The sequence below is a fragment of the Pedobacter sp. UYP1 genome, from assembly GCF_040547305.1.
In the GTDB taxonomy this organism is placed as follows: Bacteria; Bacteroidota; Bacteroidia; order Sphingobacteriales; family Sphingobacteriaceae; genus Pedobacter.
The window spans coordinates 48,160-66,681 of the sequence record NZ_JBEPPL010000018.1; the positions used below are offsets into that span (position 1 = coordinate 48,160).

Annotated in this window: 16 protein-coding genes; 1 reads left to right on the forward strand and 15 read right to left on the reverse strand. The window is 37.7% G+C overall.

Annotated features, from left to right (window positions below; translation table 11 throughout):
• Nucleotides 1–4: 4 nt before the first annotated feature.
• The 5 genes from ABIB30_RS24415 to ABIB30_RS24435 all read right to left on the reverse strand — a co-directional run bounded on the left by ABIB30_RS24415 (nt 5) and on the right by ABIB30_RS24435 (nt 4,172).
• A complete protein-coding gene (locus ABIB30_RS24415; RefSeq protein ID WP_354305641.1) occupies nt 5–889 on the reverse strand; it encodes a phage lytic cycle repressor MrpR family protein in 885 nt (294 codons plus the stop codon).
• A gap of 145 nt (nt 890–1,034) precedes the next feature.
• Nucleotides 1,035–1,229: a 30S ribosomal protein S21 gene (rpsU, locus tag ABIB30_RS24420; protein ID WP_041878250.1), complete on the reverse strand. Its 195-nt coding sequence runs from the start codon at nt 1,227–1,229 to the stop codon at nt 1,035–1,037.
• Nucleotides 1,230–1,401: 172 nt separating this feature from the next.
• Nucleotides 1,402–2,574 (reverse strand): acyl-CoA dehydrogenase family protein, encoded by a 1,173-nt coding sequence (locus ABIB30_RS24425; protein ID WP_354305642.1) that lies wholly within the window; start codon nt 2,572–2,574, stop codon nt 1,402–1,404.
• A gap of 162 nt (nt 2,575–2,736) precedes the next feature.
• The gene (locus tag ABIB30_RS24430) at nt 2,737–3,267 is read right to left on the reverse strand and encodes an adenine phosphoribosyltransferase (RefSeq protein ID WP_354305643.1); all 531 of its coding nucleotides are present in this window, start codon (nt 3,265–3,267) and stop codon (nt 2,737–2,739) included.
• Between the two features lie 2 nt (nt 3,268–3,269).
• The gene (locus tag ABIB30_RS24435; RefSeq protein WP_354305644.1) at nt 3,270–4,172 is read right to left on the reverse strand and encodes a ComEA family DNA-binding protein; all 903 of its coding nucleotides are present in this window, start codon (nt 4,170–4,172) and stop codon (nt 3,270–3,272) included.
• A 238-nt stretch (nt 4,173–4,410) separates the two neighbouring features.
• On the opposite strand from ABIB30_RS24435, the gene ABIB30_RS24440 reads away from it, so the two are divergent.
• Nucleotides 4,411–6,162 carry a bifunctional lysophospholipid acyltransferase family protein/GNAT family N-acetyltransferase gene (locus ABIB30_RS24440; protein WP_354305645.1) on the forward strand — a complete coding sequence of 584 codons (1,752 nt, stop codon included), beginning with the start codon at nt 4,411–4,413 and terminating at the stop codon, nt 6,160–6,162.
• 168 nt (nt 6,163–6,330) lie between these two features.
• Here ABIB30_RS24440 and ABIB30_RS24445 read toward each other — a convergent pair whose 3' ends face one another.
• The 10 genes from ABIB30_RS24445 to rpsT all read right to left on the reverse strand — a co-directional run bounded on the left by ABIB30_RS24445 (nt 6,331) and on the right by rpsT (nt 18,278).
• Complete coding sequence (locus tag ABIB30_RS24445; protein ID WP_354305646.1) at nt 6,331–7,470, reverse strand: redoxin domain-containing protein; 1,140 nt, start codon at nt 7,468–7,470, stop codon at nt 6,331–6,333.
• Nucleotides 7,471–7,561: 91 nt separating this feature from the next.
• A complete protein-coding gene (locus ABIB30_RS24450) occupies nt 7,562–7,918 on the reverse strand; it encodes a hypothetical protein (RefSeq protein WP_354305647.1) in 357 nt (118 codons plus the stop codon).
• Nucleotides 7,919–8,075: 157 nt separating this feature from the next.
• Nucleotides 8,076–11,342 (reverse strand): TonB-dependent receptor, encoded by a 3,267-nt coding sequence (locus ABIB30_RS24455; protein ID WP_354305648.1) that lies wholly within the window; start codon nt 11,340–11,342, stop codon nt 8,076–8,078.
• Nucleotides 11,343–11,709: 367 nt separating this feature from the next.
• Nucleotides 11,710–12,234, reverse strand: a complete 525-nt coding sequence (locus tag ABIB30_RS24460; protein WP_354305649.1) for an Mpo1 family 2-hydroxy fatty acid dioxygenase — start codon at nt 12,232–12,234, stop codon at nt 11,710–11,712.
• Nucleotides 12,235–12,299: 65 nt separating this feature from the next.
• On the reverse strand, nt 12,300–13,862 hold the full coding sequence (gene rny / locus ABIB30_RS24465; protein WP_354305650.1) for a ribonuclease Y: 1,563 nt from the start codon (nt 13,860–13,862) through the stop codon (nt 12,300–12,302).
• A 254-nt stretch (nt 13,863–14,116) separates the two neighbouring features.
• Nucleotides 14,117–14,407 (reverse strand): cell division protein ZapA, encoded by a 291-nt coding sequence (locus tag ABIB30_RS24470; RefSeq protein ID WP_041878266.1) that lies wholly within the window; start codon nt 14,405–14,407, stop codon nt 14,117–14,119.
• Between the two features lie 31 nt (nt 14,408–14,438).
• Complete coding sequence (locus ABIB30_RS24475; protein WP_068403216.1) at nt 14,439–14,729, reverse strand: hypothetical protein; 291 nt, start codon at nt 14,727–14,729, stop codon at nt 14,439–14,441.
• Between the two features lie 54 nt (nt 14,730–14,783).
• Complete coding sequence (gene pheT, locus ABIB30_RS24480; RefSeq protein ID WP_354305651.1) at nt 14,784–17,183, reverse strand: phenylalanine--tRNA ligase subunit beta; 2,400 nt, start codon at nt 17,181–17,183, stop codon at nt 14,784–14,786.
• A gap of 83 nt (nt 17,184–17,266) precedes the next feature.
• On the reverse strand, nt 17,267–17,965 hold the full coding sequence (gene radC, locus ABIB30_RS24485) for a RadC family protein (RefSeq protein ID WP_354305652.1): 699 nt from the start codon (nt 17,963–17,965) through the stop codon (nt 17,267–17,269).
• A gap of 58 nt (nt 17,966–18,023) precedes the next feature.
• Entirely contained in the window at nt 18,024–18,278 is a 255-nt protein-coding gene (gene rpsT, locus ABIB30_RS24490) for a 30S ribosomal protein S20 (RefSeq protein WP_041878275.1), read from the reverse strand.
• Nucleotides 18,279–18,522 lie beyond the last annotated feature (244 nt).

The window sequence follows — 18,522 nt, forward strand, 5'->3', positions numbered from 1 at the left end:
TTTTTTATGCCTTTGGATGGGCCTGTTTATATATTGATTTTAATCTTTCTATAGAATTATGCGTGTATACCTGGGTAGCCGCTAAACTGGCATGTCCAAGTAATTCCTTGATCGCATTTAAATCTGCTCCCCTGTTCAGCAGGCTTGTTGCATACGAATGCCGTAATACATGGGGACTTTTTTTATCCTGTGTGGATATATATGTCAAATAACTTTTTACAATCTTATAAATAAAGACCGGGTAAACTGCTGTTCCTTTATTAGTAACGAACAAGTCATCCGTTTTGTTATTAAATTTCTGTAACGATTTCAACTCAATATACTCTTTAAGCTGATTAATAAGTTGTTTGGTCACAGGAATAATTCTTTCTTTTTTTCTTTTTCCCAAAACCTTGACAGATTCCTGGTAAAAATCAATGTCTGTTTCTTTCAAACCTAAAAGCTCTGCTAAGCGCATCCCTGTTCCGAAAAGTACTTCGATGACCATTTTATCACGAACAGATGAAAAAGTTGCGTCAAAGAACTCTCCTGAGTCCAGCAGGTGATCCAGCTTCTGTTCCTCTATAAACACCGGTAACCGTTCAGGTGTTTTAGGAGCTTTGATTAATGACATTGGACTGGTGAGGATAATTTTCTGGCGATAAAGATATTTATAGAATCCCCGCAGGCTTGATAATTTTCTGCCAATTGAGTTGGCTCCAACCTCATCTTCCATCAGGTAAACGATGTAGTCCCTGATGTGTACATATTTAGCCTCTTCAGGCCCCATCTCATAAGTTTGTTCAATATATTCATTAAACTGTACCAAATCCGTTCTATAGGCGAGTACAGTGTGTGGAGAATAGCGCTTCTCGTGCTGAAGGTAGTTTAGGTAGGATTCTACTGACATTAATTACAATTATTATCCTTTTAGTGCCTGTTTTAAGTTAAAACAGCCCTATAAAAGTCAATGTACGGAATTACTACCTAAAAAGAAAGCGCCACCGGAAAAATCCGGCAGCGCTTTAAAATATTTGAAACTAAAAGGTGAAGAATTAAATCTTTCCTTCTAAGTGCATATTTTCTTTATAAATCGCGTGCTTAACTAATGTACGACGAGCTACAGATTTTTTCTCGTATGCCTGACGGCTACGTAGTTCTCTCAATACACCAGTTTTTTCAAATTTCTTTTTGAAACGTTTAAGGGCTTTATCAAGTGATTCGCCGTCTTTAATATTAATTATGATCATAACGTTAAAATACCTCCTCTCGTTGTTTTAAGGATTGCAAAGGTAGAACATAAAACCTTATAAAACAAGCATAAAAAAATCCAGTATGCTTTCGCCTACTGGATTGGTAAAATATATTTGGTTAGAATATGTCGTGTTGTATTTAAACAGCTATTTTAGGTTTAGGCTGATATTATTTATTTAAGATTTCTCTCGCAATTACAATTTTCTGAATCTCAGAAGTCCCCTCCCCGATCGTACATAACTTGCTGTCACGGTAGAACTTCTCTACAGGGAAGTCTTTCGTATAGCCATAACCACCAAAGATCTGTACCGCTTCAGTAGCAGCCCTTACAGCAACCTCTGAGGCAAAGTATTTTGCCATAGCAGACTCTTTAGTCATTTTCTGACCTCGGTTCTTTAAATCGGCAGATTGTCTGATTAACAATTCAGCTGCTTCAATCTCAGTAGCCATATCAGCCAGTTTAAAACTGATTGCCTGGAAACTTGAAATTGGCTGTCCGAACTGATGTCTTTCCTGAGCATAAGCCAGTGCTGCCTCATAAGCGCCTTTTGCAATACCCAATGATAATGCAGCAATAGAAATTCTTCCACCATCCAGCACTTTCATTGCCTGCTTAAAGCCTTCACCTACATTGCCCAGTAGATTAGCTACTGGTACACGGCAGTTATCAAATATCATTTCTGTAGTCTCAGATGCACGCATCCCTAACTTATTTTCTTTTTTACCAGCTGAAAAGCCCGGAGTTCCGCGTTCTACTACAATTGCAGAAATGCCTTTAGAATCTCCTTTTTCACCTGTTCTTACCATCACCACAGCAATATCACCCGACTTACCATGCGTAATCCAGTTTTTCGCGCCATTCAACACATAATGATCACCATCCAATGTGGCAGTAGTCATCATCCTCAGTGCATCAGACCCGGTATTTGCTTCAGTTAAACCCCAGGCACCGATCCATTCGGCAGTTGCCAGTTTAGGCAGCCACTTCATTTTTTGTTCTTCCGTTCCAAATGCCAGGATATGACCTGTACATAAAGAATTGTGCGCAGCGAGAGATAAACCTATAGATCCGCAAACCTTGGCTACTTCGACAATTACGTCTACATATTCCTGGTAACCGAATCCTGATCCACCGTAAACTTCAGGCACTAATACACCCATCATTCCCAGCTCACCCAATTTCTTGAAAACCTCAACAGGAAAAGTCTGTGCTTCGTCCCATTCCATTACATGAGGACGGATATTCTTTTCCGCGAAATCTTTAACCATACTTCTGATCATCAACTGATTCTCTGAAGTACTAAAATTGAACCCTGTATTTTGTGCTAACGTTTCTTGCATGTTTTATATTTGAATACGGCAAGTATAGAGAATATAAGACCAAACAAGCAGTTGAATATTTGCCCGGAAACAGAACGAAACAGTATTTAGTTCATTTTACAGTATAGCATAAGAACTGAAGCCCTAAAACAGCAGCAATTTTTTTTCAACTATTTTAGCACCTTAATAAGAAGCTAATGCGAAATTGTTTGCAGAAAACGCTTTTAGTCTGTCTTTTCCATTTAGAAAATCGAGTGCAATGATAAACGAATAACCTGCAACCACCGCATCCAGTTTCTGAATCAGTTTAGAAGCAGCAACCACAGTACCGCCTGTAGCTAACAGATCATCATGGATCAGTACATGCTGTCCTGGCAGAATAGCATCTTCATGTACTTCGAGCGTAGCACTGCCATACTCCAGGTCATAAGATTGCTGGATAGTTTTGTGTGGCAATTTCCCCGCTTTCCTGATCGGCACAAAAGGAACATTCAGCAAATTTGCCAAAGCCATTCCAAACAGAAAACCTCTGCTTTCAATTCCGGCAACTACATCAACCTTAACTGCTGAAAGCTGCATGGCCAGGGCTGTAGTAATTTCGCCGCATAAAACTGCATCTTTTAAAATTGGTGTAATGTCTTTAAAAACGATACCTGGTTTCGGGAAATCGTTTACATCGCGTACAATCTGTTTTATTTTTGTTTCCATTGTCATGATTAAAAAGAAATATAAGGGGCCAGTTTTTCTATAGTTTCAGCAGATAATATGGCCACCTTTCTTAAGTCTGCAATATTACCATAATTTCCGTGTTGTTTTCGAAACTGAATGATCGCATTGACCTGTTTATACTTTAAATAGGGGTGATTTTTCAAATCATCAAACAATGCAGTATTGAGGTTAATCCTGATCAGTGCCTGATCGTCCAGACTGAGCTGATCTTTAATCTCAGCATACTTTAAACTATCCAGCCCATATACTTCCAGCAGTTGTTCCTTTTTATAAAATCCACCAAGACGCTGCCGGTAATTGAAAATTCTTCTGGCAAAGGCCGGGCCCACCCCGCTGACCTCCATCAATTGCAAAGTATCAGCACTATTCAGTGGTATAAATACAAATTTCGGCTGTCCAGGATAACGTTTCGCCGGATATTCAGGTTTCGGCTGCTGAAGTTTCTGTTCCTTTTCTAAATCAATGCTTATATAAGGTATAAGCCTTTCGTACATTTCCGGACTGATGACATACATCTTCTGCAGATCTTCCTTTTTAAAATACCTTCCACCCTTCTTTTTATACCGCGCCATTACACCGGCCTGTTTTGCAGATAAACCTAACCGCTGCCAATCATCCGTATCAATCAGATTAGGGTCAAAATTAAACAAGACTGATTGAAATGCCGGAGTTGTCAACTTCTGCTGTCTCACTGCGTTCTCCCTTTCCGATTTCATCAGTATTAATTTATTGATGACCAATCTTTCGGCCTCCGGGTCTGCCTGCTCTGGAAAAAAGAAGCTATAGCCAACGGGAATTGCCCTGATCAATACGATCAGTATAACCATAGCCAGCAAGCCATTATACTCTCTCTTGGAGAAATTGAAATATGAACTTAACCACTTTTGCATCTCCGCTCAATGTACTCCCTTATTCAGGAACCTGGTTAACTTTCAGAATAAAATTCTTCTTTCGCTTATTTTCAAATAAGATGAGGCAATTATGACCGCAAAAAGGAAGCTTAAACGTCCGATCAGATAAATTTTAAACTTTTCTAAAAATATAAATCTTATTTTTGAGATTGATTCAGGAACATATTCAGATCTCTATTCCAGATATGCTCTCAATTCTCCCCTTTTAAAAACAAATATGAAGATCATAACAACCAAAGAATTTGCAAAGGCTACTAAAATTGATAAACTCGGTGTTCCGGGACTTGCAGATTTACTGATGGAAGTCATGAAATTGAACGATATTAATAAAGTTTTCTCTCAGAATCAGCATTTCAATGGTTTGGAGTTTGTAGATAAAATACTGGAAACTATAGGGGTGTCAATTGATTTCGATGAAGATGACCTGAGAAATATTCCCAAGACAGGTGGTTTTATTGCGATTGCAAATCATCCTTATGGAGGGATAGAAGGACTTGCATTGGTCAAACTATTATGTACCGTGCGCCCGGAAGCCAAAGTAATGGTGAATTTCATCCTTCAGAAGATCCCTAACTTAAATGAGTTTTTTGTTGCCGTTAACCCTTTTGAAAATGTACAGCATTCTTCAAGTATCAGCGGATTAAAAGCAACATTTGATCTGTTGCAAAACGGTGTTCCTATTGGAATCTTCCCAGCTGGTGAAGTCTCAACCTTTAGCCTGGACAAACAGGAAATTACAGACCGCTTATGGCACCCTGTAGTTGGAAAGCTGATAGCCCGTGCGAAAGTACCGGTAGTTCCAATTTACTTCCACGGTAATAATGGGGTATTATTCAACATCCTGAGTTTTATTCATCCTACGCTACGTACGGCGAAATTACCTTCAGAATTCCTGAATAAACAAGGGCTGAAAATAAAAGTCAGAATAGGGAAACCAATTCATATCGAAGATATTTCTTACCGCAACAACACCAATAAATTACTTGATTTTCTTCGTGCACGTACTTATGCCCTTGGTACAAGTATAGAACAGGAAAAGAAATTGTTTAATCCAATTAATCTTTTCAAAATCAAGAAGACTCCGGAACCAATCATTGAGGAAACTCCAAGAGTAAGTATTGTGGAGGAAATTGAACAGCTGGAAGCCTATCGGGTATGGACAGAGAAAAATTACGAAGTATATATTACCCCGTCAGCTAATATTCCAAATGTATTAAGGGAAATAGGGCGTTTGAGAGAAATAACTTTCAGAGAAGTTGGCGAAGGTTCTAATAAAAAGATAGACCTTGATAATTATGATATTTACTATCATCACTTATTTATCTGGGATGTAGATCAGAAAAACATCGTTGGTGCTTACCGGATTGGTAAAGGGGATGAGATTTTAAATACTTTAGGCAAAAGAGGATTTTATCTTTCTGAGCTGTTTAAGATAAAAGAGCCTTTCTACCCTGTATTGCGACAAGGAATTGAATTGGGGCGCTCATGGATCCGTAAAGAATACCAGCAAAAAGCATTACCGCTGTTCCTGCTATGGAAAGGTATCTTAAAGTATCTTTTAGATAACCCACAGTACCGCTACATGTTTGGCCCGGTTAGTATCAGTAATAACTTTTCCAAGTTCTCTAAATCACTGATTGTTGATTTCATTACCAAGAATCACTTTGATTATGAGTTAGGACAGTATGTAAGACCAAGAAACAAATTCAAGGCTGACTTGTCGGCCATAGATAAAGACCTGCTGATTGAAAGCAGTGATTCACTAAAAGATCTTGATGTCTTGATATCTGATATTGAGAATACACATATTAAAATTCCTGTTTTGCTGAGACAGTACCTTAACCTCAATGCAAAAATTATCTGCTTTAATATAGATCCGAAATTTTCAGATTGTCTGGATGGGTTCCTCGTGGTGGATATGCAAAGTATCCCACCAGAGATGCTGGAGAAAATTGGTAAAAACTTTTAAAAAACAAATAGCCCGGACATCCACCCGGGCTATTTTGTTATCAACTAAACCTAAACTTGATAAATACTAACCAAATATTTACACCACAAATATAGAGGCGACATGTTAAGTCAGGATTAAGGATTGGTTATCTGTATTAAATATTTCTATACATTAATAACATAGCTGTTACTTCATATATTCTGCCAGCTGATATTGTAATTCGACACCATTTAAATCCCTGGCGACTATCTTTCCTTCAGGATCAATCACGATACTCGCAGGAGTTCCCTGAGTACCATAAAGCTTTGAAGTAATAAGCGCTCCGGATTTCAATCCCCAGACTTGCACCCAAGGAAGTTTATTTTCTTTCACTTCTTTTGCCCAGATTTGTTTTCTCTTTTCAGGGTCTAAAGAGATACTGATAATCTTAAATTTCTTGTCCTTATACAATTCAGCAGATTTGATCATTTTATAGTTTTCCGCTTTGATCAGGTCGTTACCTGTAACCCAGAAATACAGAACCACATAATTGCCGCGATAAGAAGACAACTTTACAGCTTTACCATTTACATCATATAAAGTAAAGTCTGGTGCAGGCGTGCCGACAGCCCCCTGGCTCATGGCCTGAATACGTCTTCCTATGCGCTGTCCTTCTGGGGTATTCCTGAATTTTGCATCAATAGACCTGTAAGCAGTACCCGTTTTATTCATATTCTTCCCATACCCCATATCAAGAATATCAGTCAGGGCATACAGACTGAAGTAAGATTGAGGATTTTCATGGATAAATTGTAATTGTTTTTCAAAGCGCTCCGCCTTGAATTTATGCATGTATTCATCAAACTCTTTAAAAAAAGGATAGGAGTTCCATAAATAAGGAGAAATTCTGTTCCTGTAATTTTTATAAGCAGCTGTGACCGTACCTCCGATAAACTTGTTATAAGCCATATACGCGTCATTGATCTTTGAACCGGTAACAGTTCCACGTATCAAAGAATCCTGAGCAGTAACAATAATTTCAGAATTATCTAAAAACAGACCAAGTTCATCCGTATTATTTTCCAGATCAATACTATCTTTTCCAACACCGTACCGGTCTAAACTTAAGTACGCAAGCCCAGGCTTTTTCGCGATACCTTTAAATTGAAAGGTTCCATCCGTGACAACTGCTGAATCCAGTATTTTGGCTCCATAAGAATCCAGATACACTTTTGCAGGGCCGTGGAGACCTTTGATTTCTCCCTTGATTATAAAACCTTTCTGTTGAGCAGCAGCTCCACTTATTCCAACACTAAAAACTAATAACCTTAAAAATATACGCTTCATAAAATGGGTAACTATAACTAAGATGAAATGAATAAATCATCATTTCGGGGCCAATATAGCAGAATCCCATAAGTAAAACTCAATGTATATGCTATTTACCCTCAGTTAATTCAGCAGGAAAAAAGTCACGGCTGAACAAGATCTTAATTTCTGTACTATTTGCCTGGCTAGCGGAGATATTTCCTTCATAATTCCATCCTAATTCGGTTATGTAATTCATTACCTGAATAAAATTAGACATATACTCCACCTGATTCAACTTGTGTACAAAGGTAGAATCTTTCAGAGGGCTATATTTTCTGGTCTGTCCATAATCTATATGTGGAGTGCGCAAATCTTGAGCGTAATAAGTTAAAGTGCAGAACTTTTTTATTTTTACCTGCGCATCGGATGGTAAAATAAACAAGAACGAAATAAGTGCAATAAGGACAAGCATTTTAGAATTCATAATTTTATAATGTAAAATCAAAATAACTGAAGATCTGTTCATTAATAATGATACAGATCAAATATTAACTAAATATTAATTTACACAAAAAACCCTTATCTATTAATTTAGATAAGGGTTTTTTATGATATCCTTCTGTAAGAAGGCTAACTATTCATTAGAAGCTGTATCTCAAACCAAATTGCATTTGGAATCTTGAAGCAAAGAAGTCTTTTGAATAGTTACTTGTATTGGCTTGATTAAAAGTGTAAGTAGGATAAGCTGTTGGGCTACCTGCGCCACCTGTTGTAGGACTCAAACCAACGCTTGCCATTGAGTTATAAGTGTTAGGAGAGAAATATTGAACACCCCAGTTTTTGTTTAATAAGTTGGTTAAGTTAACGATATCATAAGTAAACGTTAAAGTATGTTTATGTGTACCATTTTCTATGATTTTGATATCCTGAGCAAAACGGAAGTCTAACTGCGTATTCCAAGGTGTACGGGCTGCATTTCTTTCCGTAAAATTACCTCTTCTTGTTTTAAGATATTTGTCGCCATCAATAAAACTATCGAATTGGGCTGCTTGTTGTGCTGCAGTTAATCCACCAGTTATATTTTTAAAGAAGTTGACAGTTTCCCCTTCTTTAGGAATATAAACTAAACTTACATTCTGACCTGTTCCATTGATCGTAGTATTCAGGAATCCGTATGAATATGGAGAACCAGATTGTGCACTGTAGAAAAGGGAGAAGCTAGATACATATTTGTTCGCCTTATCCCAAGCAAATTTATAATTTACTGTAGAAACGATACGGTTACGAATGTCAAAGTTTGACGTAGCCAACTGAGGGTTGTTAGGACTTAAAGCCTGGTTTAACTGCCAGTTAGATTCCATTGAATTTCTAATCCCATTCGTCACATCTTTAGACTGTCCATAAGTGTAAGCCGCCATTACATCTAAACCAAAAGGGAAAGACTTGGAAATCTGTCCAGTTACACTGTAACGGTAGCCTTTGCTAGTATTGGAAAGAAGATAAGCATTTGTATACAATGGATTAATCTTAAGATTACTATTGTAAATCGGTTGTTGATGCTGTGTATCGTAGATCAGATAAGTAGGATTGTCTACAATATTAACTTGTTGAAATTTCAGGTCATTGATTACTTTAGTATAAATACCTTCTAATGTGAATTTCCACTGATTTTCAGTTTTATAATCAAATGCTAAACTACTTCTCCATGTCTTAGGCATTTTAAAGTTATTATCAATCAGATCCACTTGTGTAGCACCACTTGCATTGTTAACATTTTCACCTGGCTGTTTGCCTACATAACCAGCTTCACCATTTCCGGTTAATGCATCCTTTATAGGGTCAGATCCTGGAGCAACAACTGGGTTCTTTTTATCATATGCACCATAAGTTACTCCATTATTATAGTAAGCATAACCTAACCATGCAAAAGGAACTCTACCTGTGAATAAACCACTACCACCACGCATGATCAAACTTTGATCACCCAATACGTCGAAGTTAAATCCAATACGTGGAGAAACTTGTACCTGTCCAAAGAAGCTGTTTTTAATCTGGCTTGGTTGTGTATAAGTGTAAGTTGTACCATAGTTAGGATCCACAGGAGAACCTGTAGTTTTCGAACTTAATGGTTGTTTGTTTGGCATATCAGCCAAATCAAATCTCAAACCATAAGTCAGTTTAAAACGATCTGTTACCTGCCATTGATCTTCACCATATACACTATACATATTTAACTTAAATTGTGCTGGTGGATTAGCCATAATGTTATCTCTTGAATTATCAGCATAGTTATAGTTAGTACGAACACGCGTAGGAGTACCAGCTAAGAAACCGTCTACATCTTTATAAGAGATACGACCGTTCCATGCATTCACGAAACCATAAGTAATATTATATAACTCGTTGTGTGTACCGAAAGTAAATGTGTGTTTTCCTTTTGTTAAAGTGAAGTTATCAGTAAATTCAAATGTCTTTTGTTTCATATTGAAGATACTTGCTTCACGATCTGTTCCTAAGAAAATCGTTCCACCATTGCCACCGCCAATTTCAATCTGAGGTAATGCAGGATTAGATGTTGGATCTCTAAAGTCATGAATACTTGAATAACCAACTACTAAACTGTTTGACATATCATTATTGATTCTGCTTTTCAATTCAGCTACAGTAGAACTCTGATTGTTTGTTTGTTTATAATCAATACCACCGAATCTGAAATTCGACTGGTCACGCTCTAAGTTAGTCGCTTCAGAAGTAATCGTGTTGTTACGGATAGTCAACTGATTTTTATCATTGATGTTCCAATCCACACGGTTAAAGAATTTATTTGATCTGGCGTAGATGTTATAGTTACCAAAAGAACCAACATCAACACCATATTTGTTTTTCATCAGATCAGAAATTTTCTGAGCCTGATCTAAAGTAATTACTTTATTATCCGGAGAACCAGCTGCTAAGATCACAGGATCCTGACGACGGGTAATCTCCTCATTGGTAAAGAAGAATAATTTATTTTTAATAATAGGGAATCCCAATCTGAAACCAGTCTGGTAATCATGAAAAGCAGAAGGCTCTTTTGAACCATCACCAGCTTTGTTTTTACCAATCAAATCAGCATTACGACCGTAACCATAAACAGATCCCGATACATCATTTGTACCAGAACGCGTTACCGCATTTACACTACCACCAGTAAAGTTACCAATCTTAACATCGTAAGGAGCTAATAACACCTGAACATCCTGAATCGCATCAATCGATACCGGGTTTGTTCTTGTACTGCTACCTGGCATACCAGAACTTCCACTCTGACCACCTAATGAAGGACTGAAACCAATGGCATCATTATTAATCGCACCATCAATAGTTACGTTATTGTATCTGAAGTTGGTCCCCATGAAAGAGTTATCTTTACTGCCTTGTGGAGTTGTACGGGTTAAATCCGTTAAGCTTCTGCTTACAGTTGGCATATTTTTAATTTGCTGCTCACCAATCTGAGTACCCGAACCAATTTTAGTACCGCCTTTTGTACCTTTAACAGTTACTTCACTCAATTGTTGTCCTTCATCTGTTAAGGTGAAGTCTAAGCGCTGGTCAGTACCCAGACCAAGGCTGTTAATGTCTTTTTCCTGTTTATTATAACCTACATAAGTTACAGTGATTTTGTAAGGTCCGCCAGGATTTAAGTTATTGATACGGAAGTATCCATCAGATCCGGTAACCGCACCATATTTAGTTCCTGTCGGAACATGTAAAACTAAAACACTGGCTCCGGGAATAGTCTGTCCCTTTGCATCTTTAATTTTACCGTTAACGCTTGATGTCGTTACCTGAGCATTTACTCCTAACCCCATAAAAAGGAGGAAAGTAAGCATCACGCAGGAGAGATTAATTGTTAGAAATTTTTTCATTTTTCTTGCTTCTGTTTGTTTTTGTAAAACTAGGGCAGCAATGTGACGTTAATATTAATTTTACATGAATGAGCCCATCAGTTAATATCAAATTATAGATGAACTAAAACGCCGTTAAAAACAAGTAAAAATAAGCCGTTAAGGCTATTGAAAAGAGGTTAGAAGGCCTTAATAATATTTACCGGGATGCACAGGGAGCCTTAAAATAGTGTTTCCGTAATATTAAGCTTACGTTAACTCGGCACAAATCAGTATATATTGCATAACAAAGCCGCTGGTTATACCCAGCGGCTTTGCTTTTTTTTTAACGTATTTAAGACATTGAGCTGAAGCCACAACCATAGCTCATCAGCTAAATCGCAGGTACTTAATATTTCAAGCCAACCTTCAGACAAATGAAATGTAATAACCAGATCGGGCCGATTAACAGAAATTTAACATCCTGTAAAAATGAAGGTTTCTTTCCTTCGATTTTATGACCGATGAACTGTCCAATCCATGAAAGCACAAAAATCACTGCACAGACCAGCCAAAGTGCGGGCCCACCAGCCAATTCCCATTTCTCCAGCTGTACAATTACTGCTGCAGCCGCAAAGATTAATAAGATCATCAGATAAGAAAGTACCGGCGAAAGGCGGTAATAGTAATATCCCGAAAGAGCAATCACAAAAGAAGCCCAGTTCACAAATCCATTATACTTTCCAAGAAAAGCCAGCTGTGGAAAAGGGATAGCCCAGATCATTCCTAATAAGCTAAATACAATCAAAGGTACACAAACCCAGTGAATCAATTCATTAGAAGGATTCTGATGACTTTCTGAGTAGGTATCAAATAGAATATCCACTTCCTTTTTACGCTCCAATTTTTCCACCGGGGATTTCTGCTTCTTCATCGTATAAAAATAAAAAAAAGCGATAGAATAATCTATCGCTTCGGTAATAATATTTATTGAGCTGCTTATTTAGCAAAAGCAACCGAACGTGTTTCTCTGATTACAGTAACTTTAATCTGACCAGGGTAAGTCATCTCCGTTTGAATACGGTTAGAAATATCCGCTGCCAGTAATTCTGCCTGCTGATCAGTTACTCTCTCACTTTCAACTACTACTCTTAACTCTCTACCTGCCTGAATAGCGAAAGTTTTCTCTACACCAGGATAAGAAAGAGCCAGCTCTTCTAATTCTTTTAAACGTTTGATATAACTTTCAACAACCTCACGTCTTGCACCAGGGCGGGCACCAGAAATTGCATCACAAGCTTGTACAATCGGTGAGATCATAGAAGTCATTTCGATTTCATCATGGTGAGCTCCGATTGCATTACAAATTTCAGGATGTTCCTTATATTTTTCTGCAAGCTGCATTCCTAAAATAGCGTGTGGCAATTCAGGGTTGTCATCAGGTACTTTACCTATATCATGCAGTAATCCTGCACGTTTAGCCATTTTAGCATTTAAGCCTAATTCTGCTGCCATTGTCGCACAGAAATTAGCCACCTCACGAGAGTGATGTAGTAAATTCTGTCCATAAGAAGAACGGTACCGCATACGTCCAACCATTCTGATTAACTCAGGATGCAGCCCATGAATACCTAAATCAATAACTGTACGTTCGCCGATTTCTACGATCTCATCTTCAATTTGTTTCTTCGTTTTCGCTACCACCTCTTCAATACGTGCAGGGTGAATACGTCCGTCAGTTACCAGACGGTGTAAAGCTAAACGGGCAATCTCTCTTCTTACCGGGTCAAAACCTGATAAAATAATTGCTTCAGGAGTATCATCTACAATGATCTCAATACCAGTCGCTGCTTCCAGAGCACGGATATTCCTACCCTCACGTCCAATTACACGACCTTTAATCTCATCACTTTCAATATGAAAAATAGAAACTGTATTTTCGATCGCCGCTTCCACAGCTGTACGCTGTATAGTTTGGATCACGACTTTTTTAGCCTCTTTAGTTGCTGTTAACCTGGCTTCATCCACAATATCCTTTACCTGGATCATTGCCTGAGTTCTGGCTTCTTGCTTCATGTTCTCTACCAACTGATTTTTTGCTTCTTCAGCACTTAACCCTGCGATAGTTTCCAGTTGTTTCACATGCTGATTTTTCAGTACGTCAACTTCTTCCTGTTTTTTAATCGCAATATCAGTTTGTTTATCCAGGTTTTTCTTGCTGTTATCCAGCTCCTGTTCCTTGCGGTTCATGTTTTCCAAGCGCTGGTTCACAGATTGTTCTTTCTGTTTAATCGCGTTCTCTCTTTGATTTACCTGGTTATTTTTTGCATTCACTTCCTGCTCGTGTTCAGTTTTCAATTGTAAAAACTTCTCTTTAGCTTCCAGTAATCTGTCTTTCTTTAAGATCTCTGCGTTACTTTCAGCTTCTTTTAAGATCTTCTTCACTTTTGACTGTGCAGCAATCTCCTGTTTTTTCAACAGGTTGCGCAGTAAATATCTGCCAACCAGTATCCCAACAACTAAGCTGGCCAGTACATATCCAATTATTCCTATTATTTCCATTTTAATTTATATATATAAACGTGCATAAACATAACCTATGCTCATGCAAGCCTCTCATTACCTTTCTTAAATTCTGACTTAAAAAAAACCGTTGTTCAATTTTAAGTTTCCTGCGTTGTCCGCTCTAAATACATGCAGTGATTAACAGCAACTGATCCCAGCCACCTGCCTGTATTTAAAGATTACGAAACATGAAACAAAAAATTCAACAACGGTTAAATCTCTTTATACGCTTTTGAAATTACGGACCGACTCTATTTGGTAAAAAAATCGTTCAGTAAACTATCTAATTCTTCAACTTTTTCAGCTACTGCAGTATCTTGATCCTGCACTTTATTTTCTACCCTTAACACAGCTGTTGCATAATGCAATACTGCCATAGATAGCAAATCCTGTTTATCTCTGACCGCATAATTTTCCTGATAGTCCTTTATACGCTCATTAATAATTTTGGCTGCCCGCCTTACAATTTCTTCCTCTTCCATATTCACCTTTAAAGGGTAAATGCGGTCCGAGATAGTTATTTTTATCGAGATTTCTCCCATTTCTTAGCTTTGTTTCAATTTCGTGTAATCCCTATTTTTTAAGCAACACTACACATTTATCGATTTCACGCACAAAATCGTTAATTTTTTGCTTTATATCAAGTGTCTTCTCGCTTGTTCCTTCAATACTCTTCGCCAATTTAAGCACCCTCATCTTCTCATCCAAATCTGAGTTCTTAATTTTCGCCGCATTCAAGGCTAACTTAACAGATGAATTCTCCTGCTTTAACAACTCGTTTTCCTCTTGTAATGCATTACAAAGCTCGATAAGCCGGGCCGCTTTATGTAATACTGAATCTAATTGTTCTGCAACCGAAGACATCTTTTATTTAAAAATTGATAGTATTTATATTATTCCTAAAAGTAACAAATAAAATTACTTTCTTATCTCTGCTTTCGCACTTTGGGCTAAGTTAGCGATAATCTTTTGCATAACTGCATCAATTTGCTTGTCAGTCAAAGTCTGCTGATCATCCTGTAAAGTAAAGTTCAATGCATAAGACTTCTTATTTTCCGGTAGTTTATCCCCAACATACACATCAAAGATCTGCACATTCTTCAGCAATTTCTTCTCTGTTTTGAAAGCGATTGTTTTCAAAGCTTCGAAGGTTACCTCCGTATCTACCAGCATAGAAAGATCTCTTCTTACTGCAGGGTATTTAGGAATCTCTTTGCTGATTACTTTATTCTTTCTGACAATATCCAATAATAAAGCCCAGTCAAAGTCTGCATAATAAACATCCTTATCTACATCCGTTTGTTTTTTATCTGCTGCAGTTACCGCACCGAAAGAAACAATCGCCTGTGGCCCTCTGAAATACTTCAACCCAAAAGCAAAATTCTCATCACTGATTTCTTCTGTCTGGTAATTTGTAATTCCCAATCTGCCGATCACCGCGTCAACTGCAGCCTTTAAGTTGTAGAAACTTACCGGAGCAGGTTTTTGATTCCACTGCTCTGTTGCATCCGAACCAGAAAGCACCAATAACAATCTTGGACGCTCTACATATTTTTCATTTATCAAATGATAAGTTTTGCCAAACTCATAAAACTTAACATCCCCGTTTTTTCTGTTCTGGTTATAAGCAACACTTTCCAGTGCCGGCATCAGCAAACTCTGACGCATTACATTCAGGTCTGAACTTAAAGGATTCAGGATCTGAACTACCTCTTCTGTATTTTTAGAATAGGTGCCTTTAGTTAAAGAGTTACACCAGATTTCTAAATAACCGTTAGCCGTTAACATATCTGCAACCACATGTTGTGTCTGCTCTCTGTCTGGCTTGGCAGAAAAAGTAAGTGAAGCATTCACCTTACTTGGAATCTCAATATTATTATAACCGTAAATTCTTAATACCTCTTCAGTAATATCACACTCACGCGTAACGTCTACTTTGAAGCTCGGAACTTTTAAAGATAAACCTTCAGCTGTTTCTGAAGCAACCGTAATACCCAATGAAGTAATGATCGCTTTGATCTCCTCGTCCGGAATAGCTGCACCAATCAGCCTGGTAATGTTTTTATAGCTGACTTCTACGTCAAATGGAGCAACCGGTGCAGGATATATATCTGAAACAACAGAAGAAATCTCTCCACCTGCCAGTTCCTGAATCAACAACGCAGCATATTTTAAAGCTGTAACTGTCATTTCAGGATCAGTACCACGTTCATAACGGAAAGAAGCATCTGTTTTCAAAGTATGTCTTTTCGCCGTTTTACGTACCGATACCGAATTGAAATAAGCACTCTCTAAAAATATATTTGTGGTTTCTGCACTCACTCCGGAATTCTTACCACCATAGACACCGGCAATCGTTACTGGTTTCTCTGCATCACAGATCATCAGGTCTTCAGCAGATAACTTACGTTCTACCCCATCCAATGTAACAAATGGAGTTCCTTCAGCAACCTTTTGTACAATGATCTTTTTTCCTGACAGCTGATCTGCATCAAAAGCATGAAGCGGCTGGCCTAAACCATGCAGCACATAATTGGTAATGTCTACTATATTATTAATCGGGCGGATGCCGATTACTTTTAATTTATCCTGTAACCAGTCTGGAGAAGTTTTAACCTTTACCCCACTGATCGAAACGCTACTGTATCTTGGGCAGGCAACTGTATCAGCAACTTCAACAGCAATTGTTAAATTTTCGTTCGCTGTTTTAAAAGAATCAATAGCTGGCATTTTCAAATCAATTCTCAGGTAAGCTGCTAAATCTCTGGCTACCCCTAAATGTGAAGCTGCATCAGCTCTGTTTGGTGTTAATCCAATTTCAAAAAGGTAATCATCTTCCATTTTGAAATAATCTTTTGCTGGCTGGCCAATCAGTGCATCTTCTGCAAGGACCATAATACCAGCATGAGAACCACCCAGACCAATTTCATCTTCTGCACAAATCATTCCTTCAGAAACTTCACCTCTGATTTTTGATTTATTAATTTTAAAAGGTTCGCCTTCATTCGGATAAACAGTAGTCCCTACCGTTGCTACAACAACTTTTTGTCCTTCAGCAACATTTGGTGCACCGCATACAACCTGAATCGCTTCTGCAGCGCCAACATTTACCGTAGTAACCCTTAGCTTGTCTGCATTGGAATGTGGAACGCATGTAAGCACATGGCCAATCACTAATCCTTCCAGACCACCCACCACTGGTTGTACTTTTTCAAGGCTTTCCACTTCCAGACCGATATTGGTCAGAATCAATGAAAGCTCCTGTGGATTAAGGTCAGTTTGTATGAATTGTTTAAGCCAGTTGTATGATATCTTCATGTTATATTTTCTTCTAAAATGCAAAGATATAAAATAATGCTTTGCTGTATATTGATTAGCCCATAAACATGGGAGAATTGACATTAAATAATTTCTTCATCTGCCATGCTGTAGAACTTTTTATTCGTAATAATGAGGTGATCAAGTACAGGGGTATCTAATAAGAGACCAGCTTCAACCAGCTTTCTAGTGACCTCAATATCCTCTTTACTAGGTTTACAGTTACCCGAAGGATGATTGTGCGCAAGAATGAGATAAGCCGCCTTCATGGCAATTGCTTTTTCAAAGATGATTTTCGGATCAACAGTTGTGCTCGCCTGCCCCCCTTTACTAATCATATGTTTGCAAATGACAAAGTTGGCTTTATTTAAAATCAGCATCCAGAACTCTTCATGATCCAGATCTGCCAGGACGGGGCGCAATAAATCAAATGCATCATTGGAAGAATGGATTTGAGGGAATTCCTCATGAGGTTTTTCTTTTCTGCGGCGGCCAAGTTCAAGAGCGGCAATAATGGATAATGCTTTAGCCTCCCCTATTCCCTTAAACAAGATCAGTTCCTGAAAAGATGCCTTAGCTAGTAAATCGAGGTCATTCCCATAATTAAGCAGAATCCGCTGACTCACTTCTACGGAAGTCTCAGTTTTATTTCCTGAACTGATCAGGATAGCGATCAGCTCTGCATCCGATAAGTGCCTGCGGCCATTCAGAATTAGTTTCTCACGTGGACGGTCGGCAGGGGCCAATGATTTAATCCCTATTTTCTGTTCATATTTTACCATAAACAAAAAAACGGGATAAGCCAAAGCCTATCCCGTTTACAATATTGTAAAGCTATTACTATTTTAAGCCGTTAACAAATTTAGTTAACTTAGATTTGTTGTTTGCAGCTTTGTTTTTGTGAATAACATTTTTCTTAGCTAAACGATCTAACATAGAAATCACTTTAGGCAATAACTCCTGACCTGATTTTTTATCTACAGATGCACGTAATCTTTTAACAAAAGTACGAGTAGTTTTTGCTTGGTATCTGTTACGTAAACGTTTAGTAGCGTTTGCTCTGATTCTTTTTAAAGATGATTTATGATTTGCCATTTTCTAGTATAATAATATTTTTATATGTAAAGGTCTGGTAATTACAACAAACCCTGTTTATCCTTTTTTCGGACTGCAAATATAGAACTTATGTTTTTAATATGCAAAACGATATTACAAATATTTTAAATAATCTTGATTATAAGATAATCTGATTATAAGATTCTTAAATATTGATTCACAATATTTTGCAAAAAGACAGCATTACATTAGTTGTTACATGACAATCACGCGGTTTATTATA

Excerpts from the sequence above, each read along its gene's own strand:
- rpsU (WP_041878250.1), bottom strand. The coding sequence starts at position 1,229 with ATGATCATAATTAATATTAAAGACGGCGAATCACTTGATAAAGCCCTT.
- ABIB30_RS24425 (WP_354305642.1), bottom strand. The coding sequence starts at position 2,574 with ATGCAAGAAACGTTAGCACAAAATACAGGGTTCAATTTTAGTACTTCA.
- ABIB30_RS24460 (WP_354305649.1), bottom strand. The coding sequence starts at position 12,234 with ATGAAGAAGCAGAAATCCCCGGTGGAAAAATTGGAGCGTAAAAAGGAA.
- ABIB30_RS24430 (WP_354305643.1), bottom strand. The coding sequence starts at position 3,267 with ATGACAATGGAAACAAAAATAAAACAGATTGTACGCGATGTAAACGAT.
- ABIB30_RS24475 (WP_068403216.1), bottom strand. The coding sequence starts at position 14,729 with ATGTCTTCGGTTGCAGAACAATTAGATTCAGTATTACATAAAGCGGCC.
- ABIB30_RS24450 (WP_354305647.1), bottom strand. The coding sequence starts at position 7,918 with ATGAATTCTAAAATGCTTGTCCTTATTGCACTTATTTCGTTCTTGTTT.
- ABIB30_RS24415 (WP_354305641.1), bottom strand. The coding sequence starts at position 889 with ATGTCAGTAGAATCCTACCTAAACTACCTTCAGCACGAGAAGCGCTAT.
- ABIB30_RS24440 (WP_354305645.1), top strand. The coding sequence starts at position 4,411 with ATGAAGATCATAACAACCAAAGAATTTGCAAAGGCTACTAAAATTGAT.
- ABIB30_RS24445 (WP_354305646.1), bottom strand. The coding sequence starts at position 7,470 with ATGAAGCGTATATTTTTAAGGTTATTAGTTTTTAGTGTTGGAATAAGT.
- pheT (WP_354305651.1), bottom strand. The coding sequence starts at position 17,183 with ATGAAGATATCATACAACTGGCTTAAACAATTCATACAAACTGACCTT.
- rpsT (WP_041878275.1), bottom strand. The coding sequence starts at position 18,278 with ATGGCAAATCATAAATCATCTTTAAAAAGAATCAGAGCAAACGCTACT.
- rny (WP_354305650.1), bottom strand. The coding sequence starts at position 13,862 with ATGGAAATAATAGGAATAATTGGATATGTACTGGCCAGCTTAGTTGTT.
- ABIB30_RS24435 (WP_354305644.1), bottom strand. The coding sequence starts at position 4,172 with ATGCAAAAGTGGTTAAGTTCATATTTCAATTTCTCCAAGAGAGAGTAT.
- ABIB30_RS24455 (WP_354305648.1), bottom strand. The coding sequence starts at position 11,342 with ATGAAAAAATTTCTAACAATTAATCTCTCCTGCGTGATGCTTACTTTC.
- radC (WP_354305652.1), bottom strand. The coding sequence starts at position 17,965 with ATGGTAAAATATGAACAGAAAATAGGGATTAAATCATTGGCCCCTGCC.
- ABIB30_RS24470 (WP_041878266.1), bottom strand. The coding sequence starts at position 14,407 with ATGGGAGAAATCTCGATAAAAATAACTATCTCGGACCGCATTTACCCT.